This is a genomic window from Variovorax sp. W1I1, assembly GCF_030815625.1.
GTDB lineage: Bacteria > Pseudomonadota > Gammaproteobacteria > Burkholderiales > Burkholderiaceae_C > Variovorax > Variovorax paradoxus_C.
This window is the reverse complement of record NZ_JAUSWZ010000001.1, coordinates 3,096,400-3,114,312: the sequence shown is the minus strand read 5'-3', so window position 1 is coordinate 3,114,312 and position 17,913 is coordinate 3,096,400. Positions and strand designations below refer to the sequence as shown.

At 67.6% G+C, this 17,913-nt stretch carries 15 protein-coding genes; 8 read left to right on the top strand and 7 right to left on the bottom strand.

Annotated elements, in window-relative coordinates:
- Positions 1 to 6 precede the first annotated feature (6 nt).
- Entirely contained in the window at positions 7 to 3,279 is a 3,273-nt protein-coding gene (locus QFZ83_RS14540) for an efflux RND transporter permease subunit (RefSeq protein WP_307507529.1), read from the top strand.
- A 30-nt stretch (positions 3,280 to 3,309) separates the two neighbouring features.
- Positions 3,310 to 4,791: an efflux transporter outer membrane subunit gene (locus QFZ83_RS14535; protein WP_307507527.1), complete on the top strand. Its 1,482-nt coding sequence runs from the start codon at positions 3,310 to 3,312 to the stop codon at positions 4,789 to 4,791.
- On the opposite strand, the gene QFZ83_RS14530 is transcribed toward QFZ83_RS14535, so the two are convergent.
- The gene (locus QFZ83_RS14530) at positions 4,760 to 5,002 is read right to left on the bottom strand and encodes a hypothetical protein (RefSeq protein ID WP_013541770.1); all 243 of its coding nucleotides are present in this window, start codon (positions 5,000 to 5,002) and stop codon (positions 4,760 to 4,762) included. The genes QFZ83_RS14535 and QFZ83_RS14530 overlap by 32 nt on opposite strands.
- Before the next feature lie 155 nt (positions 5,003 to 5,157).
- On the opposite strand from QFZ83_RS14530, the gene QFZ83_RS14525 reads away from it, so the two are divergent.
- Genes QFZ83_RS14525 through QFZ83_RS14510 form a run of 4 tightly spaced genes read left to right on the top strand, consistent with a single transcriptional unit; the run spans position 5,158 to position 9,021 of the window.
- A complete protein-coding gene (locus QFZ83_RS14525; RefSeq protein ID WP_307507524.1) occupies positions 5,158 to 6,624 on the top strand; it encodes a cobyric acid synthase in 1,467 nt (488 codons plus the stop codon).
- The gene (cobT, locus tag QFZ83_RS14520; RefSeq protein ID WP_307507521.1) at positions 6,621 to 7,661 is read left to right on the top strand and encodes a nicotinate-nucleotide--dimethylbenzimidazole phosphoribosyltransferase; all 1,041 of its coding nucleotides are present in this window, start codon (positions 6,621 to 6,623) and stop codon (positions 7,659 to 7,661) included. The genes QFZ83_RS14525 and cobT overlap by 4 nt, the downstream gene beginning before the upstream one ends.
- Positions 7,662 to 7,666: 5 nt before the next feature.
- Positions 7,667 to 8,461 carry an adenosylcobinamide-GDP ribazoletransferase gene (locus QFZ83_RS14515; protein ID WP_307507518.1) on the top strand — a complete coding sequence of 265 codons (795 nt, stop codon included), beginning with the start codon at positions 7,667 to 7,669 and terminating at the stop codon, positions 8,459 to 8,461.
- Entirely contained in the window at positions 8,458 to 9,021 is a 564-nt protein-coding gene (locus tag QFZ83_RS14510; protein WP_307507515.1) for a histidine phosphatase family protein, read from the top strand. The genes QFZ83_RS14515 and QFZ83_RS14510 overlap by 4 nt, the downstream gene beginning before the upstream one ends.
- A 64-nt stretch (positions 9,022 to 9,085) precedes the next feature.
- On the opposite strand, the gene QFZ83_RS14505 is transcribed toward QFZ83_RS14510, so the two are convergent.
- Together QFZ83_RS14505 and nth are read right to left on the bottom strand one after the other, a co-directional pair.
- The gene (locus QFZ83_RS14505; protein WP_307507512.1) at positions 9,086 to 9,934 is read right to left on the bottom strand and encodes an Ivy family c-type lysozyme inhibitor; all 849 of its coding nucleotides are present in this window, start codon (positions 9,932 to 9,934) and stop codon (positions 9,086 to 9,088) included.
- A 10-nt stretch (positions 9,935 to 9,944) separates the two neighbouring features.
- Positions 9,945 to 10,592 (bottom strand): endonuclease III, encoded by a 648-nt coding sequence (nth, locus tag QFZ83_RS14500; protein WP_307507509.1) that lies wholly within the window; start codon positions 10,590 to 10,592, stop codon positions 9,945 to 9,947.
- A 141-nt stretch (positions 10,593 to 10,733) separates the two neighbouring features.
- On the opposite strand from nth, the gene QFZ83_RS14495 reads away from it, so the two are divergent.
- Positions 10,734 to 11,921: a PLP-dependent aminotransferase family protein gene (locus QFZ83_RS14495; protein ID WP_307507505.1), complete on the top strand. Its 1,188-nt coding sequence runs from the start codon at positions 10,734 to 10,736 to the stop codon at positions 11,919 to 11,921.
- A 15-nt stretch (positions 11,922 to 11,936) separates the two neighbouring features.
- Here the strand turns inward: QFZ83_RS14495 and QFZ83_RS14490 are convergent, their stop codons facing one another.
- Entirely contained in the window at positions 11,937 to 12,164 is a 228-nt protein-coding gene (locus QFZ83_RS14490) for a hypothetical protein (RefSeq protein ID WP_013541760.1), read from the bottom strand.
- Positions 12,165 to 12,238: 74 nt separating this feature from the next.
- Between QFZ83_RS14490 and QFZ83_RS14485 the strand changes: the two genes are divergently transcribed.
- Complete coding sequence (locus QFZ83_RS14485) at positions 12,239 to 12,562, top strand: DUF6172 family protein (protein WP_257859564.1); 324 nt, start codon at positions 12,239 to 12,241, stop codon at positions 12,560 to 12,562.
- A gap of 4 nt (positions 12,563 to 12,566) precedes the next feature.
- Here the strand turns inward: QFZ83_RS14485 and QFZ83_RS14480 are convergent, their stop codons facing one another.
- From QFZ83_RS14480 to mfd, 3 genes are read right to left on the bottom strand one after another with little or no spacing between them, the layout of a single operon-like run.
- On the bottom strand, positions 12,567 to 13,634 hold the full coding sequence (locus QFZ83_RS14480) for an Ldh family oxidoreductase (RefSeq protein WP_307507496.1): 1,068 nt from the start codon (positions 13,632 to 13,634) through the stop codon (positions 12,567 to 12,569).
- Positions 13,631 to 14,344: a phosphoserine phosphatase SerB gene (serB, locus tag QFZ83_RS14475; RefSeq protein ID WP_307507493.1), complete on the bottom strand. Its 714-nt coding sequence runs from the start codon at positions 14,342 to 14,344 to the stop codon at positions 13,631 to 13,633. The genes QFZ83_RS14480 and serB overlap by 4 nt, the downstream gene beginning before the upstream one ends.
- Complete coding sequence (gene mfd, locus QFZ83_RS14470) at positions 14,341 to 17,823, bottom strand: transcription-repair coupling factor (RefSeq protein WP_307507491.1); 3,483 nt, start codon at positions 17,821 to 17,823, stop codon at positions 14,341 to 14,343. The genes serB and mfd overlap by 4 nt, the downstream gene beginning before the upstream one ends.
- Between the last annotated feature and the right edge of the window lie 90 nt (positions 17,824 to 17,913).

Sequence of the window (17,913 nt, the reverse complement as noted above, 5' to 3'; positions counted from 1 at the left end):
ACCAACATGAATCTCTCTAAATTCTTCATCGACCGGCCGATCTTTGCCGGCGTGCTGTCGCTATTGATGCTGATAGCCGGCCTGATCGCGCTGCGCGGGCTGCCGATCTCGGAATACCCGGAAGTCGCGCCGCCTTCGGTGGTGGTGCGCGCCCAGTACCCGGGCGCCAACCCCAAGGTGATCGCCGAAACCGTTGCGACTCCGCTCGAAGAGCAGATCAACGGCGTCGAAGGCATGCTCTACATGGGCAGCCAGGCAACAACCGACGGCGTGCTCACGCTGACCGTCACGTTCCGCCTCGGCACCGACCCGGACAAGGCCCAGCAGCTCGTGCAGAACCGCGTCTCGCAAGCCGAGCCGCGCCTGCCCGAGGAAGTGCGGCGCCTGGGCATCACGACCGTCAAGAGCGCGCCCGACCTGACGATGGTGGTTCACCTCGTCTCGCCGAACAACCGCTACGACATCAATTACCTGCGCAACTACGCGGTGCTGAACGTGAAGGACCCGCTCGCGCGCATCGAAGGCGTGGGCCAGGTGCAGATCTTCGGCGGCGGCGATTACTCGATGCGAGTCTGGCTCGACCCGCAGAAGGTCGCGCAGCGCGGCCTCTCGGCGAGCGACGTGGTGGCTGCGATCCGCGGCCAGAACGTGCAGGCCGCGGCCGGCGTGGTCGGCGCATCGCCGGGCCTCTCGGGCGTGGACATGCAGCTCTCCATCAATGCGCAAGGGCGTCTGCAGAGCGAAGAAGAGTTCGGCGACATCATCGTCAAGAGCGGCACCGACGGCGCCGTGACGCGCCTGCGCGACATCGGCCGCCTCGAAATGGGCGCTGCCGACTACTCGCTGCGTTCGCTCCTGAACAACGACCCGGCCGTCGGCATGGGTGTGTTCCAGGCACCGGGCTCCAACGCGCTCGACATCTCGGCCAACGTTCGCAAGACGATGGAAGAGCTCAACAAGAACATGCCGGAAGGCTTGGAATACCGCATCGCCTACGACCCGACGCAGTTCGTGCGTGCGTCCATCGAATCGGTGATCCACACGCTGCTCGAAGCCATCGCGCTGGTGGTGCTGGTCGTGATCCTGTTCCTGCAGACGTGGCGCGCGTCGATCATTCCGCTGCTGGCCGTGCCGGTGTCGGTGATCGGTACCTTCGCGGTGCTGCACGTCCTCGGTTTCTCGATCAATGCGCTGAGCCTCTTCGGGCTGGTGCTGGCGATCGGCATCGTGGTGGACGACGCCATCGTGGTGGTGGAGAACGTCGAGCGGAACATCGAGGCGGGGCTCACACCGCGTGAAGCCACGTACCGTGCGATGCGCGAAGTGTCCGGGCCCATCATCGCTATCGCGTTGGTGCTGGTGGCCGTGTTCGTGCCGCTGGCTTTCATCAGCGGTCTCACGGGCCAGTTCTATCGCCAGTTCGCGGTGACCATCGCGATCTCGACGGTGATCTCGGCGATCAACTCGCTGACGCTGTCGCCGGCTCTTGCGGCCCTCTTGCTGCGCGGCCATGACCAACCCAAGGACGCGCTGACGCGCGGCATGGACAAGGCCTTCGGCTGGCTCTTCCGCGGCTTCAACAAGCTGTTCCATCGTGGTTCGGAGGCCTACAGCGGCGGCGTGAAGAACGTCATCTCTCGCAAGGCGCTGATGCTGGCGATCTACGTCGCGTTGATCGCGGTGACCTTCGGCCTTTTCAAGGCGGTGCCCGGCGGCTTCGTGCCGGCGCAGGACAAGCAATACCTCATCGGTTTTGCGCAACTGCCCGACGGCGCCACTCTCGACCGCACCGACGAAGTGATCCAGCGCATGGGCGAGATCATGAAGAAGAACCCGAACGTGGAAGACGCCATCGCCTTCCCGGGCCTGTCGATCAACGGCTTCACCAACAGCTCGAACTCGGGCATCGTGTTCGCCACGCTCAAGCCCTTCGACCAGCGCAAGCGCGCCGACCAGAGCGGCGGTGCAGTGGCGGGCCAACTCAACGGTGCCTTCGCCAGCATCCAGGACGCATTCATCGTGATGTTCCCGCCGCCGCCGGTGGCGGGCCTGGGCACCACGGGCGGCTTCAAGCTGCAGATCGAAGACCGCGCCTCGGTCGGCTACGACCAGATGGACGCCGCGGTGAAAGCCTTCATGGCCAAGGCGTACGCCACGCCCGAGCTCACGGGCATGTTCACGAGCTGGCAGGTCAACGTGCCGCAGCTCTATGCGGACATCGACCGCACCAAGGCCCGCCAGCTCGGCGTGCCGGTGACGGACATCTTCGACACGATGCAGATCTACCTCGGCAGCCTGTATGCCAACGACTTCAACAAGTTCGGCCGCACGTACTCCGTGCGCGTCCAGGCCGATGCGCCTTACCGCGCCCGTGCCGAAGACGTGGGCCTGCTGAAGGTGCGCTCGACGAGTGGCGAGATGGTGCCGCTGGCCGCGCTGATGAAGGTCAATTCGACCTTCGGCCCGGAACGCGCCATGCGCTACAACGGCTACCTCGCGGCCGACATCAACGGCGGCCCGGCCCCCGGCTATTCGTCGGGCCAGGCGCAGGACGCGATCACCAAGATCGCGGCCGAGACGCTGCCCAAGGGCGTGAGCTTCGAGTGGACCGAGCTGACCTACCAGGAAATCCTGGCCGGCAACTCCGCCTTCCTGGTGTTCCCGCTGGCCATCCTGCTGGTGTTCCTGGTGCTGGCCGCCCAGTACGAGAGCCTGACGCTGCCGATCGCGATCATCCTGATCGTGCCGATGGGCATCATGGCCGCGATGGCGGGCGTATGGATATCGGGGGGTGACAACAACGTCTTCACGCAGATCGGGTTGATCGTGCTGGTGGGGCTGAGTGCGAAGAACGCGATTCTGATCGTGGAGTTCGCACGCGAGCTGGAGTTCGCCGGACGCACGCCCATCCAGGCCGCGATCGAAGCGAGCCGCCTGCGCCTGCGCCCGATTCTCATGACCTCGCTCGCCTTCGTGATGGGTGTGCTGCCCCTCGTGCTCTCGACCGGCGCGGGCTCGGAAATGCGCAAGGCGATGGGCGTGGCGGTGTTCGCCGGGATGATCGGCGTGACGGCCTTCGGCCTGTTCCTGACGCCGGTGTTCTACGTGCTGCTGCGCCGCCTGGCGGGCAACAAGCCGCTCAAGCTGCACGGCGAAGTGCCGCACGGCGAGGAGTTCGTCTCGGCCAACCATCCCGCGCCTTCGCACGGTGGTTCCGGCGGTGGCGGACTGCACCCGGTGCCGGCCTCGCCGCGTCCCTCGCACGAGTCGCATGACTGATCGCACAACCGATCAAGAAGAAAGTTCATCATGAAATTCGCATTCCAACCTTGGGTCCGCGGCGCCTTGCTGCCGCTGGTTGCAGCCCTGGCACTGGCCGGCTGCGCCACCGTGCCTTCGGGCGTGCCGGAAATCCAGACCACGGCGCAGTTCAAGGAGCAGGGCGCCACGCCGCCCGCCGGCTTCACGAAGGCGCTGCCTTCCGAGGCGCAGGCGCGCGGCGCCTGGTGGCTGGCGTTCAACGATCCGGTGCTCAATGCGCTGGTCGAGAAGGCCGACGTCAACAACAACAACATCCAGAGCGCAGCGGCGCGGCTGGCCGAAGCCCGCGCGCTGGCGCGCAGTGCCAACGCCGACCGGCTGCCGCAGATCGGCCTGGGGGCAGGCGCCAACCGGGGCGCGGGCCTGGATAAGGCTTCGGCCAGCGTCAGGCCGGGCACGATGACCAACATCGGCGCCACGTTCTCGTACGAAGTCGACCTGTTCGGCCGCCTCTCTGGCGCCAGCAATGCGGCCAAGCTCGATGCCGCCGGCCGCGAAGGCCTGCTGCAGAGCACGCGGCTCGCAGTGCAGGCCGAAGTGGCGCAGACCTACCTGCAGCTGCGCGCGCTCGACGCCGAACGCGCACTGATGCGCGAGACCGTCGAGGCCTACAGCGACACGCTGCGCCTGACGCAGCGCCGCCAGGCGGCCGGCGACATCGCCGAGCTCGACGTGGCGCGGGTGCAGACCGAGGTGTCGTCGACCGAATCGGATGCGCTGGCGCTCGATCGCCAACGCGCCCAGGTCGAGCATGCGCTCGCGGTGCTGGTGGGCGATTCGGCCTCCAGCTTCGGCGTGCGCACCGACGAATGGGCGACGGCGCTGCCGGCCATTCCGCCGGGCGTGCCCGGCACGGTGCTCACGCGCCGGCCCGACGTGTCGGCCGCGCAGAACGCGGTGCTCGCGGCGCAGGCCCGCGTCGGCGTGGCGCAGACCGCGTGGTTCCCGAACATTTCGCTGACTGGCGCTGCCGGCTACGCCTCGCCCGAGATCGGCGACCTCTTCAAGTGGTCGGCGCGCTCATGGGGCGTGGGCGCGTTGCTGTCGCTGCCGATCTTCGACGGCGGCCGCCGCGAGGCCGGCGTGCAGGGCGCCAATGCCCAGCTCGACGGCGCGCTCGCCAGCTACCGCACGCAGGTGCTGGTGGCGTTCCAGGAGGTCGAAGACCAATTGGCCGCGATCCGCATCCTGCAGGAGCAGTCGGTGGTGCAGGCCAAGGCGGTGTCGTCGGCCCAGCGGGCGACGAGCCTGTCGGACACGCGCTACCGCAACGGCTACATCAGCCAGCTCGACCTGCTCGATGCGCGCCGGAGCGAGTTGCGCAACCGGCGCCAGGCGCTGCAGGTGAAGTCGGCGCAGTACCAGGCGGCTGTGGGCCTGATCCGCGCGATCGGCGGTACGTGGGAAGTGCCGGCGGCAACCGCTTCGGCTACATCGGCTACAGCGACGCAGAAGGTGGCGACGCGCTGATCTTCTGGAGCTCCGCGACGCCCAGGGCCAGGGCGTTGGAGTGGCTGGCCTGCGGCTTGGCGGCCGAGCGGAACACCCGGTAGTCGAGGGTGTCGCGGGTGTCGTGAAGGTCTGAATGGCCGCTGTTGTCGAGGGCTTCGAGCAGGGTCCAGTAGAACTGGCCCGGCTCGCGTTCCTCGACCGTGAGCGCCAGGTCGTTGAGGGCAGGCATGGGTCCGTGATCGCAAGGCATTGGGATGTCTTGTATACGGATTAGCGCCACCCCCGGATTCAAAACGCAACCGCATCTGCGGCCGCCTGCGTGAAAGATGCCGCATTCCGGCCGCCCGACTCGGGACGCGCCGGCGCTCAACGACAATCCGGCCCATGAGTTCAACGGCGAAAAGCAGGCCGGCGCGCTGCGTCATGGTCCTGGGCACCACCAGCGGAGCCGGCAAGAGCTGGCTGGCCACGGCGCTGTGCCGCTGGTATGCGCGGCAGGGGCTGAAAGTGGCGCCCTTCAAGGCGCAGAACATGAGCAACAACGCCCGCGTGGTCGATGGCGGCGAGATCGGCAGCGCGCAGTACTTCCAGGCCCTGGCCGCGAATGCTGTGCCCGATGTGCGGATGAACCCGCTGCTGCTCAAGCCCGAGCGCGACACCCACAGCCAGGTCGTCCTGATGGGGCAGGTGAGCGAGGCGCTCTCGGCCTTGCCCTGGCGCGGGCGCAGCGAACGCGTGTGGCCGCAGATCGCCGGGGCGCTCGATGAACTGCGCTCTGAGAACGACGTGGTCGTGATCGAAGGCGCGGGCTCGCCGGCCGAGATCAACCTGATGGCCAGCGACATCGTCAATATGCGCGTGGCCCGGTACGCCGAGGCTCGCTGCCTGCTCGCAACCGACATCGACCGGGGCGGCGCCTTCGCCCATCTCTACGGCACCTGGGCGCTCTTGCCGGAGGCCGACCGCGCGCTGCTGCATGGCTTTGTGCTCAACAAGTTTCGCGGCGACGCCTCGCTGCTGTCGCCCGCGCCCGAGAAGCTGCAGGCGCTGACCGGCGTGCCCACGGTCGCGACGCTGCCGATGTGGTGGCAGCACGGCCTTCCCGAGGAGGACGGTGTATTCGACGACCGCAGCCGTGCGAGCGGCAAGGTGACGACGACGGTAGCGGTCATTGCCTACCCGCGCATCAGCAACCTCGACGAATTCCAGTCGCTCAAGAACGTGCCCGGCGTGCGGTTGCTTTGGGCGCGGACGCCCGCCGACGTGGCCGGTGCCGACTGGATCGTGCTGCCCGGCTCCAAGCACACGAGCGGCGACCTGGCCTGGCTGCGCGCGCAGGGGCTGGACGGTGCGGTGGCCGCGCATGCGTCACGAGGCGGCGTGGTGCTCGGCATCTGCGGCGGGCTGCAGATGCTGGGCGAGGCGCTGGTCGATCCGCACGGCATCGACGGCAATGCGCCCGGCCTCGGCCTGCTGCCGCTGGTGACGGTGTTCGAGCGCGAGAAGACCGTGCGCCATCGCAATGCGACCTTCGGCACGCTGATCGGCGATTGGGCCGCGCTCTCGGGTGTGCCGATGGCCGGCTACGAAATCCACCACGGCCAGACCGCCGCCCATCCGCAGATGGCGCAGGACGGCCACGCGGTGATGCCCGAGGGTCTGGCCTGGCAGAACGCGCGCGGCAATGTGCTCGGGCTGTACCTTCACGGACTGTTCGAGGACGCCGCGGTGCTGCATGCGCTGTTCGGCGCCGCGGCGCCCACGCTGGACAGCACCTTCGACGGCCTGGCCGATTTCATCGAAACCCATTTCGACGCCGGCGTCCTTACCCGCCTGATTGAACCCGCATGAACGACACGATTCCCTCCATCTCCGATATCACCGACAGTGCGCTGGCTGCAAGGCTGCAAAGCGCCATCGACAACAAGACCAAGCCGCTCGGCGCGCTCGGCAAGCTCGAAACGCTGGCCGTGCGGATCGGCACGATCCTGGGCAGCGAAGCGCCGGTGCTCGAAGCGCCGCAGATGCTGGTCTGCGCGGGCGACCACGGGCTGGCGGCCCGTGGTGTCTCGGCATATCCGAGCGATGTGACTTGGCAGATGGTCGAGAACTTCCTTGCCGGTGGCGCCGCGGTCAGCGTGCTGGCGCGGCAGCACGGGCTGGCGCTGACGGTGGTCGATTGCGGCGTGCGGCGGGACTTCCAGCCTCGTCCGGGGCTGGTGTCGCGGCGGATTGCTGCCGGGACGGCGGATGCGTCGGCCGGTCCGGCCATGACCGCCGAGCAATGCGCGCAGGCCATCGCCAACGGACGCGAGGTGGTGCGCGCGCTGCCGGGCAATGCCTTGCTGCTGGGCGAGATGGGCATCGGCAACAGCTCGTCGGCGGCGCTGCTGCTGTCGCGGCTTGCAGGGTTGGACATCGGCGCCTGCACCGGTGCCGGCACGGGCCTCGATGCGGCGGGGCTCGCACGCAAGCGGGATGTGCTGCGCGAGGTGCTTGCACTGCATTCGGCGGCGACCGAACCGCTCGACGCGCTGGCCGCGTTCGGCGGTTTCGAGGTCGCCACGCTGGTCGGCGCTGTGCTGCAGGCGGCAGAAGAACGCCGTGTGATCGTGGTCGATGGCTTCATCGCCAGCGCTGCCGTGCTGGTCGCGCAAGCGCTGCAGCCGCATGTGACGCAGCGCTGCGTGGCCGCGCACAGCTCGGCGGAGCCGGGCCATGCGCTGCTGCTGAAACATCTTGGACTTGAGCCCTTGCTGAACCTCGACCTGCGCCTGGGCGAAGGCTCGGGCGGCGCGCTGGCCTGGCCGCTGCTCGAATCGGCCTGCCGCATCCTGCGCGAGATGGCGAGCTTCGAGGCGGCGGGCGTGTCGCGCAAGGACGCTTGATTCTGATGAGCGGCATTCGCCACTTCCTGCTGGCGCTGCAGTTCTTCACGCGCGTGCCGGTGACGGGGTCGCTTGCGACGTGGGTCGGGTTCAGTCCGCAGATGCTGCGCGCGAGTGCGGCGCATCTGCCCGGGATCGGTTGGCTGGTGGGCGGGGTGGCCGCACTGGTCTTCGTGGCCGTGGGCGTCGGCTTGCAGAGCGTGGCCGGCGCATTCGCCGCAGCCGTGCTGAGCACCGTCGCCACCGTGATGCTGACCGGTGCCTTCCATGAAGACGGCCTGGCCGACGTCGCCGATGGTCTCGGCGGCTCGGCCAACCGCGAGCGCGCTCTGGAAATCATGAAGGACTCGCGCATCGGTGCATTCGGTGCCGTCGCGCTGGTGCTCGCGCTGGGCCTCAAGTTTGCTCTGCTCGCCACGCTGGCGGGGCGTGGGCTGGAGACGGTGGCGGTCGCGATCGTCGGGGCGCATGTGCTGTCGCGGCTGGCGCCACTGTTCCTCATCCGCTGGCTGCCCTATGTGGGCGACAGCGGGGCGAGCAAGGCGAAGCCGCTGGCGGATGCGATCAGCGGCGGGGCATTGGTCGTCGCAGTGCTGTGGTCGATTCCCGCCGTGGCGCTGCTGCTGTGCGCGCATGACCTCGTGCATGTCGTCGCGGCGCTGTTGGCCGTCGTCGTGGCCGCGGGCTGGATGGCGCGTCTTTTCATGCGTCGCCTGCAGGGCTTCACCGGCGACGGGCTGGGTGCGACCCAGCAGGTCTGCGAGTTGGCGATCTATCTCGCGCTCGCCTGGCAGGCATGAGAAAGCTCTGGCTGCTGCGCCACGCGCCCGTGATCGCGGCGCCCGGGCTCTGCTACGGCGCGACCGACCTCGAAGCGGAAGCCGAAGCCACGCTGGCCGCAGCACAACGCATCGCGCCTTTGCTACCCGCCGGCATCGCGCTGCGCAGTTCGCCGCTGCGGCGTTGCGCCGCATTGGCCGGCGCCATCGCAGCGCTGCGTCCGGATCTGGTTGTGCAGCACGATGCCCGTTTGGCGGAGATGAGCTTCGGCGCGTGGGAAGGGCGGCCATGGTCCGCCATCGCGCGCGAGGAGTTCGAGGCCTGGACAGGCAATTTCGCCGACGGCATTGCCGGTGCGAACGGCGAGAGCGTGCGTGCGTTCATGCGGCGCGCAGCCGAGGCACACGATGAATGGCTGGCGGGCGAGGGCGATGCGCTCTGGGTCACCCACGCCGGCGTGCTGCGGGCGGTGACGCTGTTGCAGCGTGGCGTCCGCTGCCCGGAAGCCGCTGCCGACTGGCCGGCCGGCGAACTGGCATTCGGCGGCTGGTTGACCTTCGAGCATCCGCCGGTCGGGTGACTGCGACCCTCGGGCGAACTGCGGTTCGAGTTCGGTGACGCAGCCCGGGAAAGCGTCCGTCAGCTCAGTTCTTCTGCCGCCACTGCTCGCGCCAGAGCTTGTCCAGCTGCGGTGCCAGCGCCTGCGGCGGTGCGCCCACGAAGACGTTCTTGCCGCTGCGCTGCACCAGCCCGTAGATGCGGCCCGAGCCTTGGTCGTAGAGCGCGATCGCGTTGTTGTCATGGCAGTCGTGCGGCTTGCAGAAGGCATGCAGCACATAGCGCGTGCCGGCCACGGTGACCCATTGCGGCTCGGGCGCCGGGCCTTCGCGGCGCACCAGCCAGCGGTCGTTTTCCTTGGCGCCGAGTGCGGCGCGCCAGGCTTTCTGCATCGCGGGGCCTTGCGCGAGCGCGGCCGGGCTGCCTGTTGGCGGAGCGGGTTGCTTCGTCGCGGTGGATTCCACGGCCGGCAGCGCGGCGCGCGCGGCGCCGTCGCATCGCCAGTAGCGCAGCTTCATCAGGTCGGGACCCAGTTGCCCCGCCACCGGCTTCGCGGCATCCAGCGTGATGGACTGTCCACGCGCTTCGCGGAAGACCAGGAAGGTCAGGGCGCCGGCCTTGTCGACATTGCTCATCAGGGCGACGTCGAAGCGGGCCGGCGGCTGGCTGTTGCCGAAGAAGCTGTGGGCCGTTTCGGGCGACTGGCCGACCACCCGGCGCTTGCCGCTTTCGACGATCAACTGGTCCTCGCGCACCTGCAGCGTCGGTGCGGACGCATCGGCGCACGAGGGCGACCAGCGGCCGCCGTAGGCCGCCATGGCGTCGGGTGGCAGGCCCTTGCTGCCCTGCTGCGACCACGCGGCGCCCGGCGCGAAGGCGGCTGCCGAGAGCAGGGCGGTGGCGAGCAGGGCGCCGTGGGTCTTCAGGATCGTCATGCGTGCGTTGTCATTTCGTTTTCGGAGCCGGTGTCTTGGGCTTGTAGTCGCAGTACGGCGCCACCGCGCATTCCCAGCAGCGCGGCTTGCGCGCCACGCAGATGTAGCGGCCGTGCAGGATGAGCCAGTGGTGCGCGTGCAGCCGGTATTCCACTGGGACGCGCTTCTCGAGCTTGAGTTCCACCTCCAGTGGGGTCTTGCCCGGCGCGAGCCCGGTTCGGTTGCTCACGCGGAAGATGTGGGTGTCGACCGCCATGGTCGGCTCGCCGAAGGCCACGTTGAGCACCACGTTGGCGGTCTTGCGGCCGACGCCGGGCAGCGCTTCGAGCTCGGCGCGCGTGCGGGGCACCTCGCCGCCGTGCAGCTCGACCAGCATGCGGCAGGCCTCGATCAGGTGCTTCGCCTTGCTGCGGTACAGGCCGATGGTCTTGATGTAGCTCTCCAGCCCTTCGACGCCCAGGTCGAGGATCGCTTGGGGCGTGTTCGCCACCGGATACAGCTTGCGCGTGGCCTTGTTCACGCCCACGTCGGTGGCCTGCGCCGATAGCAGCACGGCGGCCAGCAGTTCGAAAGGGGTGCCGTATTCGAGTTCGGTCTCGGGCGTGGGGTTGGCCGCCTGCAGGGTGGCGAAGAAGAGGGGGATATTGTCTTTTTTCATGGGGCTCGGAGCGCCGCACGCGTCTGCCCGGGCGTGCAGGGCGGCGACAGGCGCAATATATCGTTGAAAGCCGATGGCCTTATGCAGCATTCATGCACCGGCTTTCGCGACAATGGCGCCCAGAAAGTGAGACTGACCATCATGCAATTCGCCTCCCGCCTCGACAACGTCGAAACCTCCGCCATCCGCGAACTCTTCAAGCTGCTCGGCAAGCCCGGCATCATCAGTTTTGCAGGCGGGTTCCCCGACAGCGCGATGTTCGACGTCGAGGGCCTGAAGGAAGCGAGCCAGAAGGCGTTGACCGAAGAACCCGGCGGCGCATTGCAGTACGGCGCCACCGAAGGCTACGAGCCGCTGCGCAACCAGCTCGCATCCTTCATGAAGACCAAGGGCGTCGATGTGGATCCCAGCGGCCTGATCGTCACCACCGGCAGCCAGCAGGCGCTGGACCTCTTGGGCAAGACCATGATCTCGCCCGGCGACAAGGTGATCGTCGAGGGCCCGACCTTCCTGGCCACCATCCAGTGCTTCCGCCTCTACGGCGCGCAGCTCATCAGCGCACCCATCGACGCCAACGGTGTGAAGACCGACGAACTGGAAAAGCTCATCGCCGAGCACAAGCCCAAGTTCGTCTACCTGATCCCGACCTTCGGCAATCCCAGCGGCGCGATGCTGACGCTGGAGCGCCGCAAGAAGGTGCTCGAACTCGCCGTGAAGTACCAGACGCTGATCGTCGAGGACGACCCGTATGGCGACCTCTACTTCGGCGAAGCGCCGCCGCCTTCGATCCTCGCCTTGAGCAAGGACGTGCCCGGCAGCCGCGAACTGCTCGCGCACTGCGGGAGCCTCAGCAAGGTGCTGAGCCCGGGCCTGCGCATCGGCTGGATGATCGCGCCGCCCGAATTGCTCGCCAAGGCGACGATGTGCAAGCAGTTCAGCGACGCACACACGAGCACCTTCTCGCAGGCCACGGCCGCGCAATACCTCAAGAGCGGCCGCATGCCCGCGACGCTCGCGCATGTGCGCGAGGTCTACGGCCAGCGCGCGCAGGCCATGGGCGCGGCGCTGAAGCGCGAACTGGGCGATGCGGTGAGCTTCACGCAGCCCAACGGCGGATTGTTCTTCTGGGCGCGCCTCACAGGCGCCAACGGCAAGCTGGCCGATGCGAACGAGCTGGCCAAGCGCGCCATCGAGAAGCTCGTGGCCTTCGTGCCCGGCGCGCCGTTCTTTGCGGAGAAGCCCGATGTGGCGACGCTGCGCCTGAGTTTTGCGACGGCCGATGTGGCGAAGATCGAAGAGGGTGTGAAGCGCCTCGGCCAGGCCCTGTAAGCCTTCAGGACAAGCTCAGGGCGAGCGATGCAGGCGGGGCGCCGCCAGCAGGTCGAGGTTGTCCGAGATGGCCGCATCCACGTTCGGATAGCGGCCTTTCATTTTCGAGAGCGTCATGATGGTCTGCAGCGCCTTCAGGTCCTTGACCGAGGGCGCGACCTTGATCTGCGCGATGGCGGCCGGAGCGTTTCCGCCGTTCACCAATGCCATCACCTTGCTTGCCCAGTCGTTCGCGCGCGCCATGTCTTCACCTGCTTTCCATTGAACCGCCGACTGTACACAGCGCGGCAGTGCCCACCACGGAGTTACGATCACCCATGAGAAAAACCTTTCAGCTTCAAGTCGAGGGCAAGCACCCCGATCGTCTCGTCGAAGCCATCAAGCACGAGATCAGCAAGTACATCAAGCGCGAACGCCGCCGTGACCTGCCCGAGGGCAGCGATTTCTGGGACTTCGATTGCAAGTTCGGGGCATCGGCGGAAACCGCTGAAGTCGCCCAGTTGCCAGCCATCAACAAGCTGATCGACGGCATCGTGAAAGATGCCGGCAAGCAGTTCTACGTCGAGATCCTCGCCAAGCCCGGCAAGCGCACGCCGCGCCCAGCCGGGGAGCGGACCGAAGAGCCGCCCGAGGAAGACTGACCCTCTAGAGAAGCGCCTGCGCGAGCTGCAGGCCGTGGCGCTGCTCCGCTTCCTGCAGCGAGCGAGCAATCGACGGGTGCAGCCGCACCCCGTTCTTCGATTGCGCTTCCCGGCGCTTCAACCCGCCTTCGCCCGGCAGCCGGACCGGCTTCGCAGGGTCGATGGGCGCGTTGTCCCGGCACTGGGCCGCCACGTGGTCCATCTGGTGCAGGAAAGCTTCCTTGCCGCCGAATGCATTCAGGTCGTGCAGCGTGATGTGGACCGTCGCGCCCCAGCCTTCTTTCGGATCGGCGCGGCCGAAGCCGGCTAACCCGGCTGTCAGCGTCTCCACCAGCAGCGCCATGCCGTAGCCCTTGTGGCCATGGCTCAGCCCACCCACAGGCAGCAGCGTGCCGGGCGGCTCGTCGAACAGCACCTGTGGGTCGTTCGTCGGCTTGCCGCTGGCGTCGATCAGCCATTCCTCAGCGAAGGTCTCGCCGGCCGCGCGCTTGCGGTTGCTCATGCCGTTGGTGGTGATCGAGGCCGAGATATCGACCATCACGCCGCCCTGCGAGAGTGGAAAGCCCATCGCGAGCGGATTCGGCGTGAACACCGCCTGCGTCCCACCGAAGGGCGCGACGCTGGCCGCATTCGGGTCGGAGCAGGCCAAGAGCATCAGCATGTCTTCCTGCAGCGCGCGCAGCATGTAGACGGCGAGGCAGGCGATGTGGTGGCTGCGGCGGATCACGAGCGAGGCGGTGCCGAGCTCGCGGGCGCGCGGAACGAGCAGGTCCATGCCCTGGTCCATGAGCCAGGGGCCGGGCAGGCGCTTGCCGTCCCACAGCACGGCGGCGGGGCGGTCCGACAGCACCTCGGGTGCGCCGTCGCGCGTCATGCCGCCGGATTCGATTTCCTTCACATAGCCGGCCAGCAGCGCGAGGCCGTGGGTGTCGTGTCCCAGCAGGTCGCCCTCGACCAGGGTGCGGGCGACGCTGTCGGACATCGTTGCAGCGAGCCCGGCCTTCTGCAGCAGGGCGCTCGCGTAGTCCCGCAGTGCGTCGGCGCGGTAGAGCGGCACGTTGGCGTCGGTCATTTCAAGATCTCCAGCAGCCTGTCGAGCCCGCCTTCGTTGATGGCGACCATGGCTTGCTCCCGCACCTTCGGCTTCGCGTGATAGGCCACCGAGAGCCCGGCCTCGCCCATCATCGGCAGGTCGTTGGCGCCGTCGCCCACGGCGATGGTTTCCTGCGGCGAGATGCCCATGAGCGAGGCCACTTCGAGCAGCGTGCGACGCTTCTCGGCGCCGTCGCAAATGTCGCCCCAGCTCTGCATCACGACTTGGCCGGTGAGCTTGCCGTCTGTTTCATCGAGCAGGTTCGAACGTGCGAAGTCGATGTCCAGCCGGTCCTTCACGCGGTTCGCGAAGAAGGTGAAGCCGCCCGATACGAGCAGCACCTTGAGGCCGACCTTCTTGCAGGCTGCAACCAGTTCGGTTGCGCCCGGGTTGAGCTTCAGCCGCTCGTCGTACACCTGCTGCAGCGCTTCGACCGGCACGCCCTGCAGCAGCGCCACGCGGCGGCGCAGGCTTTCCTTGAAGTCCTTGATCTCGCCGCGCATCGTGGCCTCGGTGATCGCAGCCACCTCGGCCTTCTTGCCGACCGCATCGGCGATCTCGTCGATGCATTCGATGTTGATCAGCGTGGAGTCCATGTCGAACGCGATCAGCTTGAAGTCGGCCAGTGCCAGCGGCGGCTTCACGCGCTGGAGGACGAGACCGGGAGAAATTGCTTCTGTAGCGCTCATGCGGGGGCGGGTTCCTTGACGAGGGGTTGACCGAGGCTGCGCAGCACGTCGCGCACCATCTGCGCGCGGTCCTTCGGCTCCTTGAGTTCGCGTTCGATGCGAAGCTTTTCGTTGCCGGCGAGCTTGATGTGCTTGTTCTTCTGCACCAGCTGGATGATGGCCATGCCGTCGACCGGCGCGTCCTTCTTGAAGGTGATGTTGATGATGCCCGGCGCCGCATCGACCTTCACCACGCCGTAGGGCCGCGCGAGCACGCGCAGGCGGTGCGTGTCGATGAGCGTCTGCGCCTGCGGCGGCAGCTTGCCGAAGCGGTCGACGATTTCTTCCAGCAGCGTGTCGATCTGGTCGGGCGTCTTCGCGGTGGCGAGCTTCTTGTAGAACGACAGGCGCAGGTGCACGTCGCCGCAGTAGTCGTCGGGCAAGAGGGCGGGGGCGTGCAGGTTGATCTCGGTCGTGACGGACAGTGGCGAGAGCAGGTCGGGCTCCTGCCCGGCCTTGAGTGCGCGCACGGCCTCGCTCAGCATCTCGTTGTAGAGCTGGAAGCCGATCTCCATCATGTTGCCGCTCTGGTTCTCGCCGAGCACTTCGCCCGTGCCGCGAATTTCCAGGTCGTGCATCGCGAGGTAGAAGCCGGAGCCCAGTTCTTCCATCTGCTGGATGGCGTCGAGCCGCTGCGCCGCCTGCTTGGTCAGGCCCTCGGTGTCCGGCACCATCAGGTAGGCATAGGCTTGGTGGTGCGAGCGCCCGACGCGGCCGCGCAACTGGTGCAGCTGCGCGAGGCCGAACTTGTCGGCGCGGCTCATCACGATGGTGTTGGCGGTGGGCACGTCGATGCCGGTCTCGATGATGGTCGAGCACAGCAAGAGGTTGTAGCGCTGCGCGACGAAATCGCGCATCACGCGCTCCAGTTCGCGCTCGGGCATCTGGCCGTGGGCGACGGCGATGCGGGCCTCGGGCAATATCTCTTCGAGCTTCTGGCGGCGGTTCTCGATGGTCTCGACCTCGTTGTGCAGGAAGTAGACCTGCCCGCCGCGCTTCAATTCGCGCAGCACGGCTTCGCGGATCACGCCGGTGCCCTCATTGCGCACGAAGGTCTTGATCGCCAGGCGCCGCTGCGGCGCGGTGGCGATCACGCTCAGGTCGCGCAGGCCTTCCAGCGCCATGCCCAGCGTGCGCGGAATCGGCGTGGCAGTGAGCGTGAGCACGTCGACCTCGGCGCGCATCGCCTTCATCGCCTCCTTGTGGCGCACGCCGAAGCGATGCTCCTCGTCGATGATGAGCAGGCCCAGGTTCTTGAACTTGACCGACTGCGAGAGCAGCTTGTGCGTGCCCACCACGATGTCGATCTGGCCCTCGGCCAGCCCTTTCGCGGCGGCCGTGATTTCCTTGGCCGAGCGAAAACGGCTCATTTCCGCCACCTTCACCGGCCACTTGGCGAAGCGGTCGACCAGCGTCTGGTAGTGCTGCTCGGCCAGGAGCGTGGTGGGCGCGAGAAACGCCACCTGCTTGCCGCCGGTGATCGCGATGAAGGCGGCGCGCAATGCGACCTCGGTCTTGCCGAAGCCCACGTCGCCGCAGACCAGGCGGTCCATTGGCTGGGGCGAGATCATGTCCTGCACCACGGCATGGATCGCGGCCTTCTGGTCGGCGGTTTCCTGGAAGCCGAAGTCGTTGGCGAACACCTCGTAGTCGGCGGCCGAATAGCGGAAGGCGTGGCCTTCGCGCGCAGCGCGGCGGGCGTAGATGTTGAGCAGTTCGGCGGCCGAGTCGCGCACCTGCTCGGCGGCCTTGCGCTTGGCCTTTTCCCATTGGCCGGAGCCCAGCCGGTGCAGCGGCGCCTCGTCGGCGCTCACGCCGGTGTAGCGGCTGATCTGGTGCAACTGCGACACGGGCACGTAGAGCGTGGCCTTGTCGGCGTATTCCAGGTGCAGCATTTCCTGCAACAGCGGTTTGCCTTCGGCGTCGACGCCCTGGCCCAGGTCCATGTGCATGAGGCCGCGATAACGGCCGATGCCGTGCGCGGTGTGGACCACCGGGTCGCCGACGTTGAGCTCCGAAAGATCCTTGATCAGCGCCTCGACGTCGCTGACCTGTTCCTGCTTCTTGTTGCGGCGGCGCGTGGTGGGCGCGGTCGCGAAGAGTTCGGTCTCGGTGACGAGATCGATGCCTTGCTCGCGCCAAGCGAAGCCCGAGGCCAGCGCGGCGGTGACGATGCCGATCTTCTCGTCGGTGGACGCCTCGAACTCGGCCAGAGAGTCGAAGGCCGGTGGGCTCACGCCGCTCGCGCGCAGGAAGTCGAGCAGGCTTTCGCGCCGGCCATCGCTTTCCGCAATCATCAGCACGCGGTGCGGCGTGGCGGCGATGTGGGCCTTCAGGCCGACCAGCGGGTCTTCGGCGCCGCGCACCACGGCAAAGGGTGGGAGCGTGTCGAACTCGGCGTAGGGCGTGTCGGTGGCGATGTCGCCACGGATGGCCAGTTGGGCGTGCGGCTTGGCGCGCTGATAGAACTGCTCGGCATTGAGGAACAGCGCCTCGGGCGGCAGCGCGGGGCGCTCGGGGTCGCCGCGCACCAGCCGGTAGCGCTCGTTCGTGTCCTGCCAGAAATGCTGGAACGCGGGTTCGAGGTCGCCGTGCAGCACGATCGTGGCATCGGGCCCGAGGTAGTCGAACACCGTGGCCGTCTCGTCGAAGAACAGCGGCAGGTAGTACTCGATACCGGCGGTCGCCACGCCATTGCCCATGTCCTTGTAGATGCGGCTCTTCGTCGGGTCGCCCTCGAGCAGTTCGCGCCAGCGGCTGCGAAAGCGCGCGCGGGCGTCGTCGTCCATCGGGAACTCGCGGCCCGGCAGCAGGCGCACCTCGGGCACGGGGTAGAGGCTGCGCTGGGTGTCGGGGTCGAAGGTGCGGATGGAGTCGATCTCGTCGTCGAACAGGTCGACGCGGAACGGCACCAGCGAGCCCATCGGGAACAGGTCGATCAGACCGCCGCGCACCGCGTATTCGCCCGGGCTCACCACCTGCGTCACATGGCTGTAGCCGGCCAGCGTGAGCTGGGCCTTGAGCTTGGACTCCTCCAGCTTCTGCTTGGACTTGAAGTGGAAGGTGTAGCCGGCCAGGAACGCCGGCGGCGCGAGGCGGTAGAGCGCGGTGGTGGCGGGCACCAGCACCACGTCGGCCTCTTTCTGGCTGATTCGCCAGAGGGTGGCCAGGCGCTCGCTGATGAGGTCCTGGTGCGGCGAGAAGCTGTCGTAGGGCAGCGTTTCCCAGTCGGGGAAGAGGGCGCAGCGCAGGTCGGGCGCGAAGAACTTGATCTCGTCGATGAGGCGCTGCGCATCGTTGGCGTCGGCCGTGAACATCGCGGTGGCGCGGCCGGCGGCCTTCTCGCGCATGCCCAACTGCGCGAGCAGCAGGGCATCGGCCGACAGAGGGGGACGCGGCAGCGTGAAACGCTTGCCCGCCGTGAGGTGGGGGAGGTCCATGGAACGCTTCGAAAAATGCAAGACACCCCGCGCCGGGCGGCGAGGGGTGTGCGGAGGGCAATTCTAGAATGGCGGCCCTTTATTCGCTTG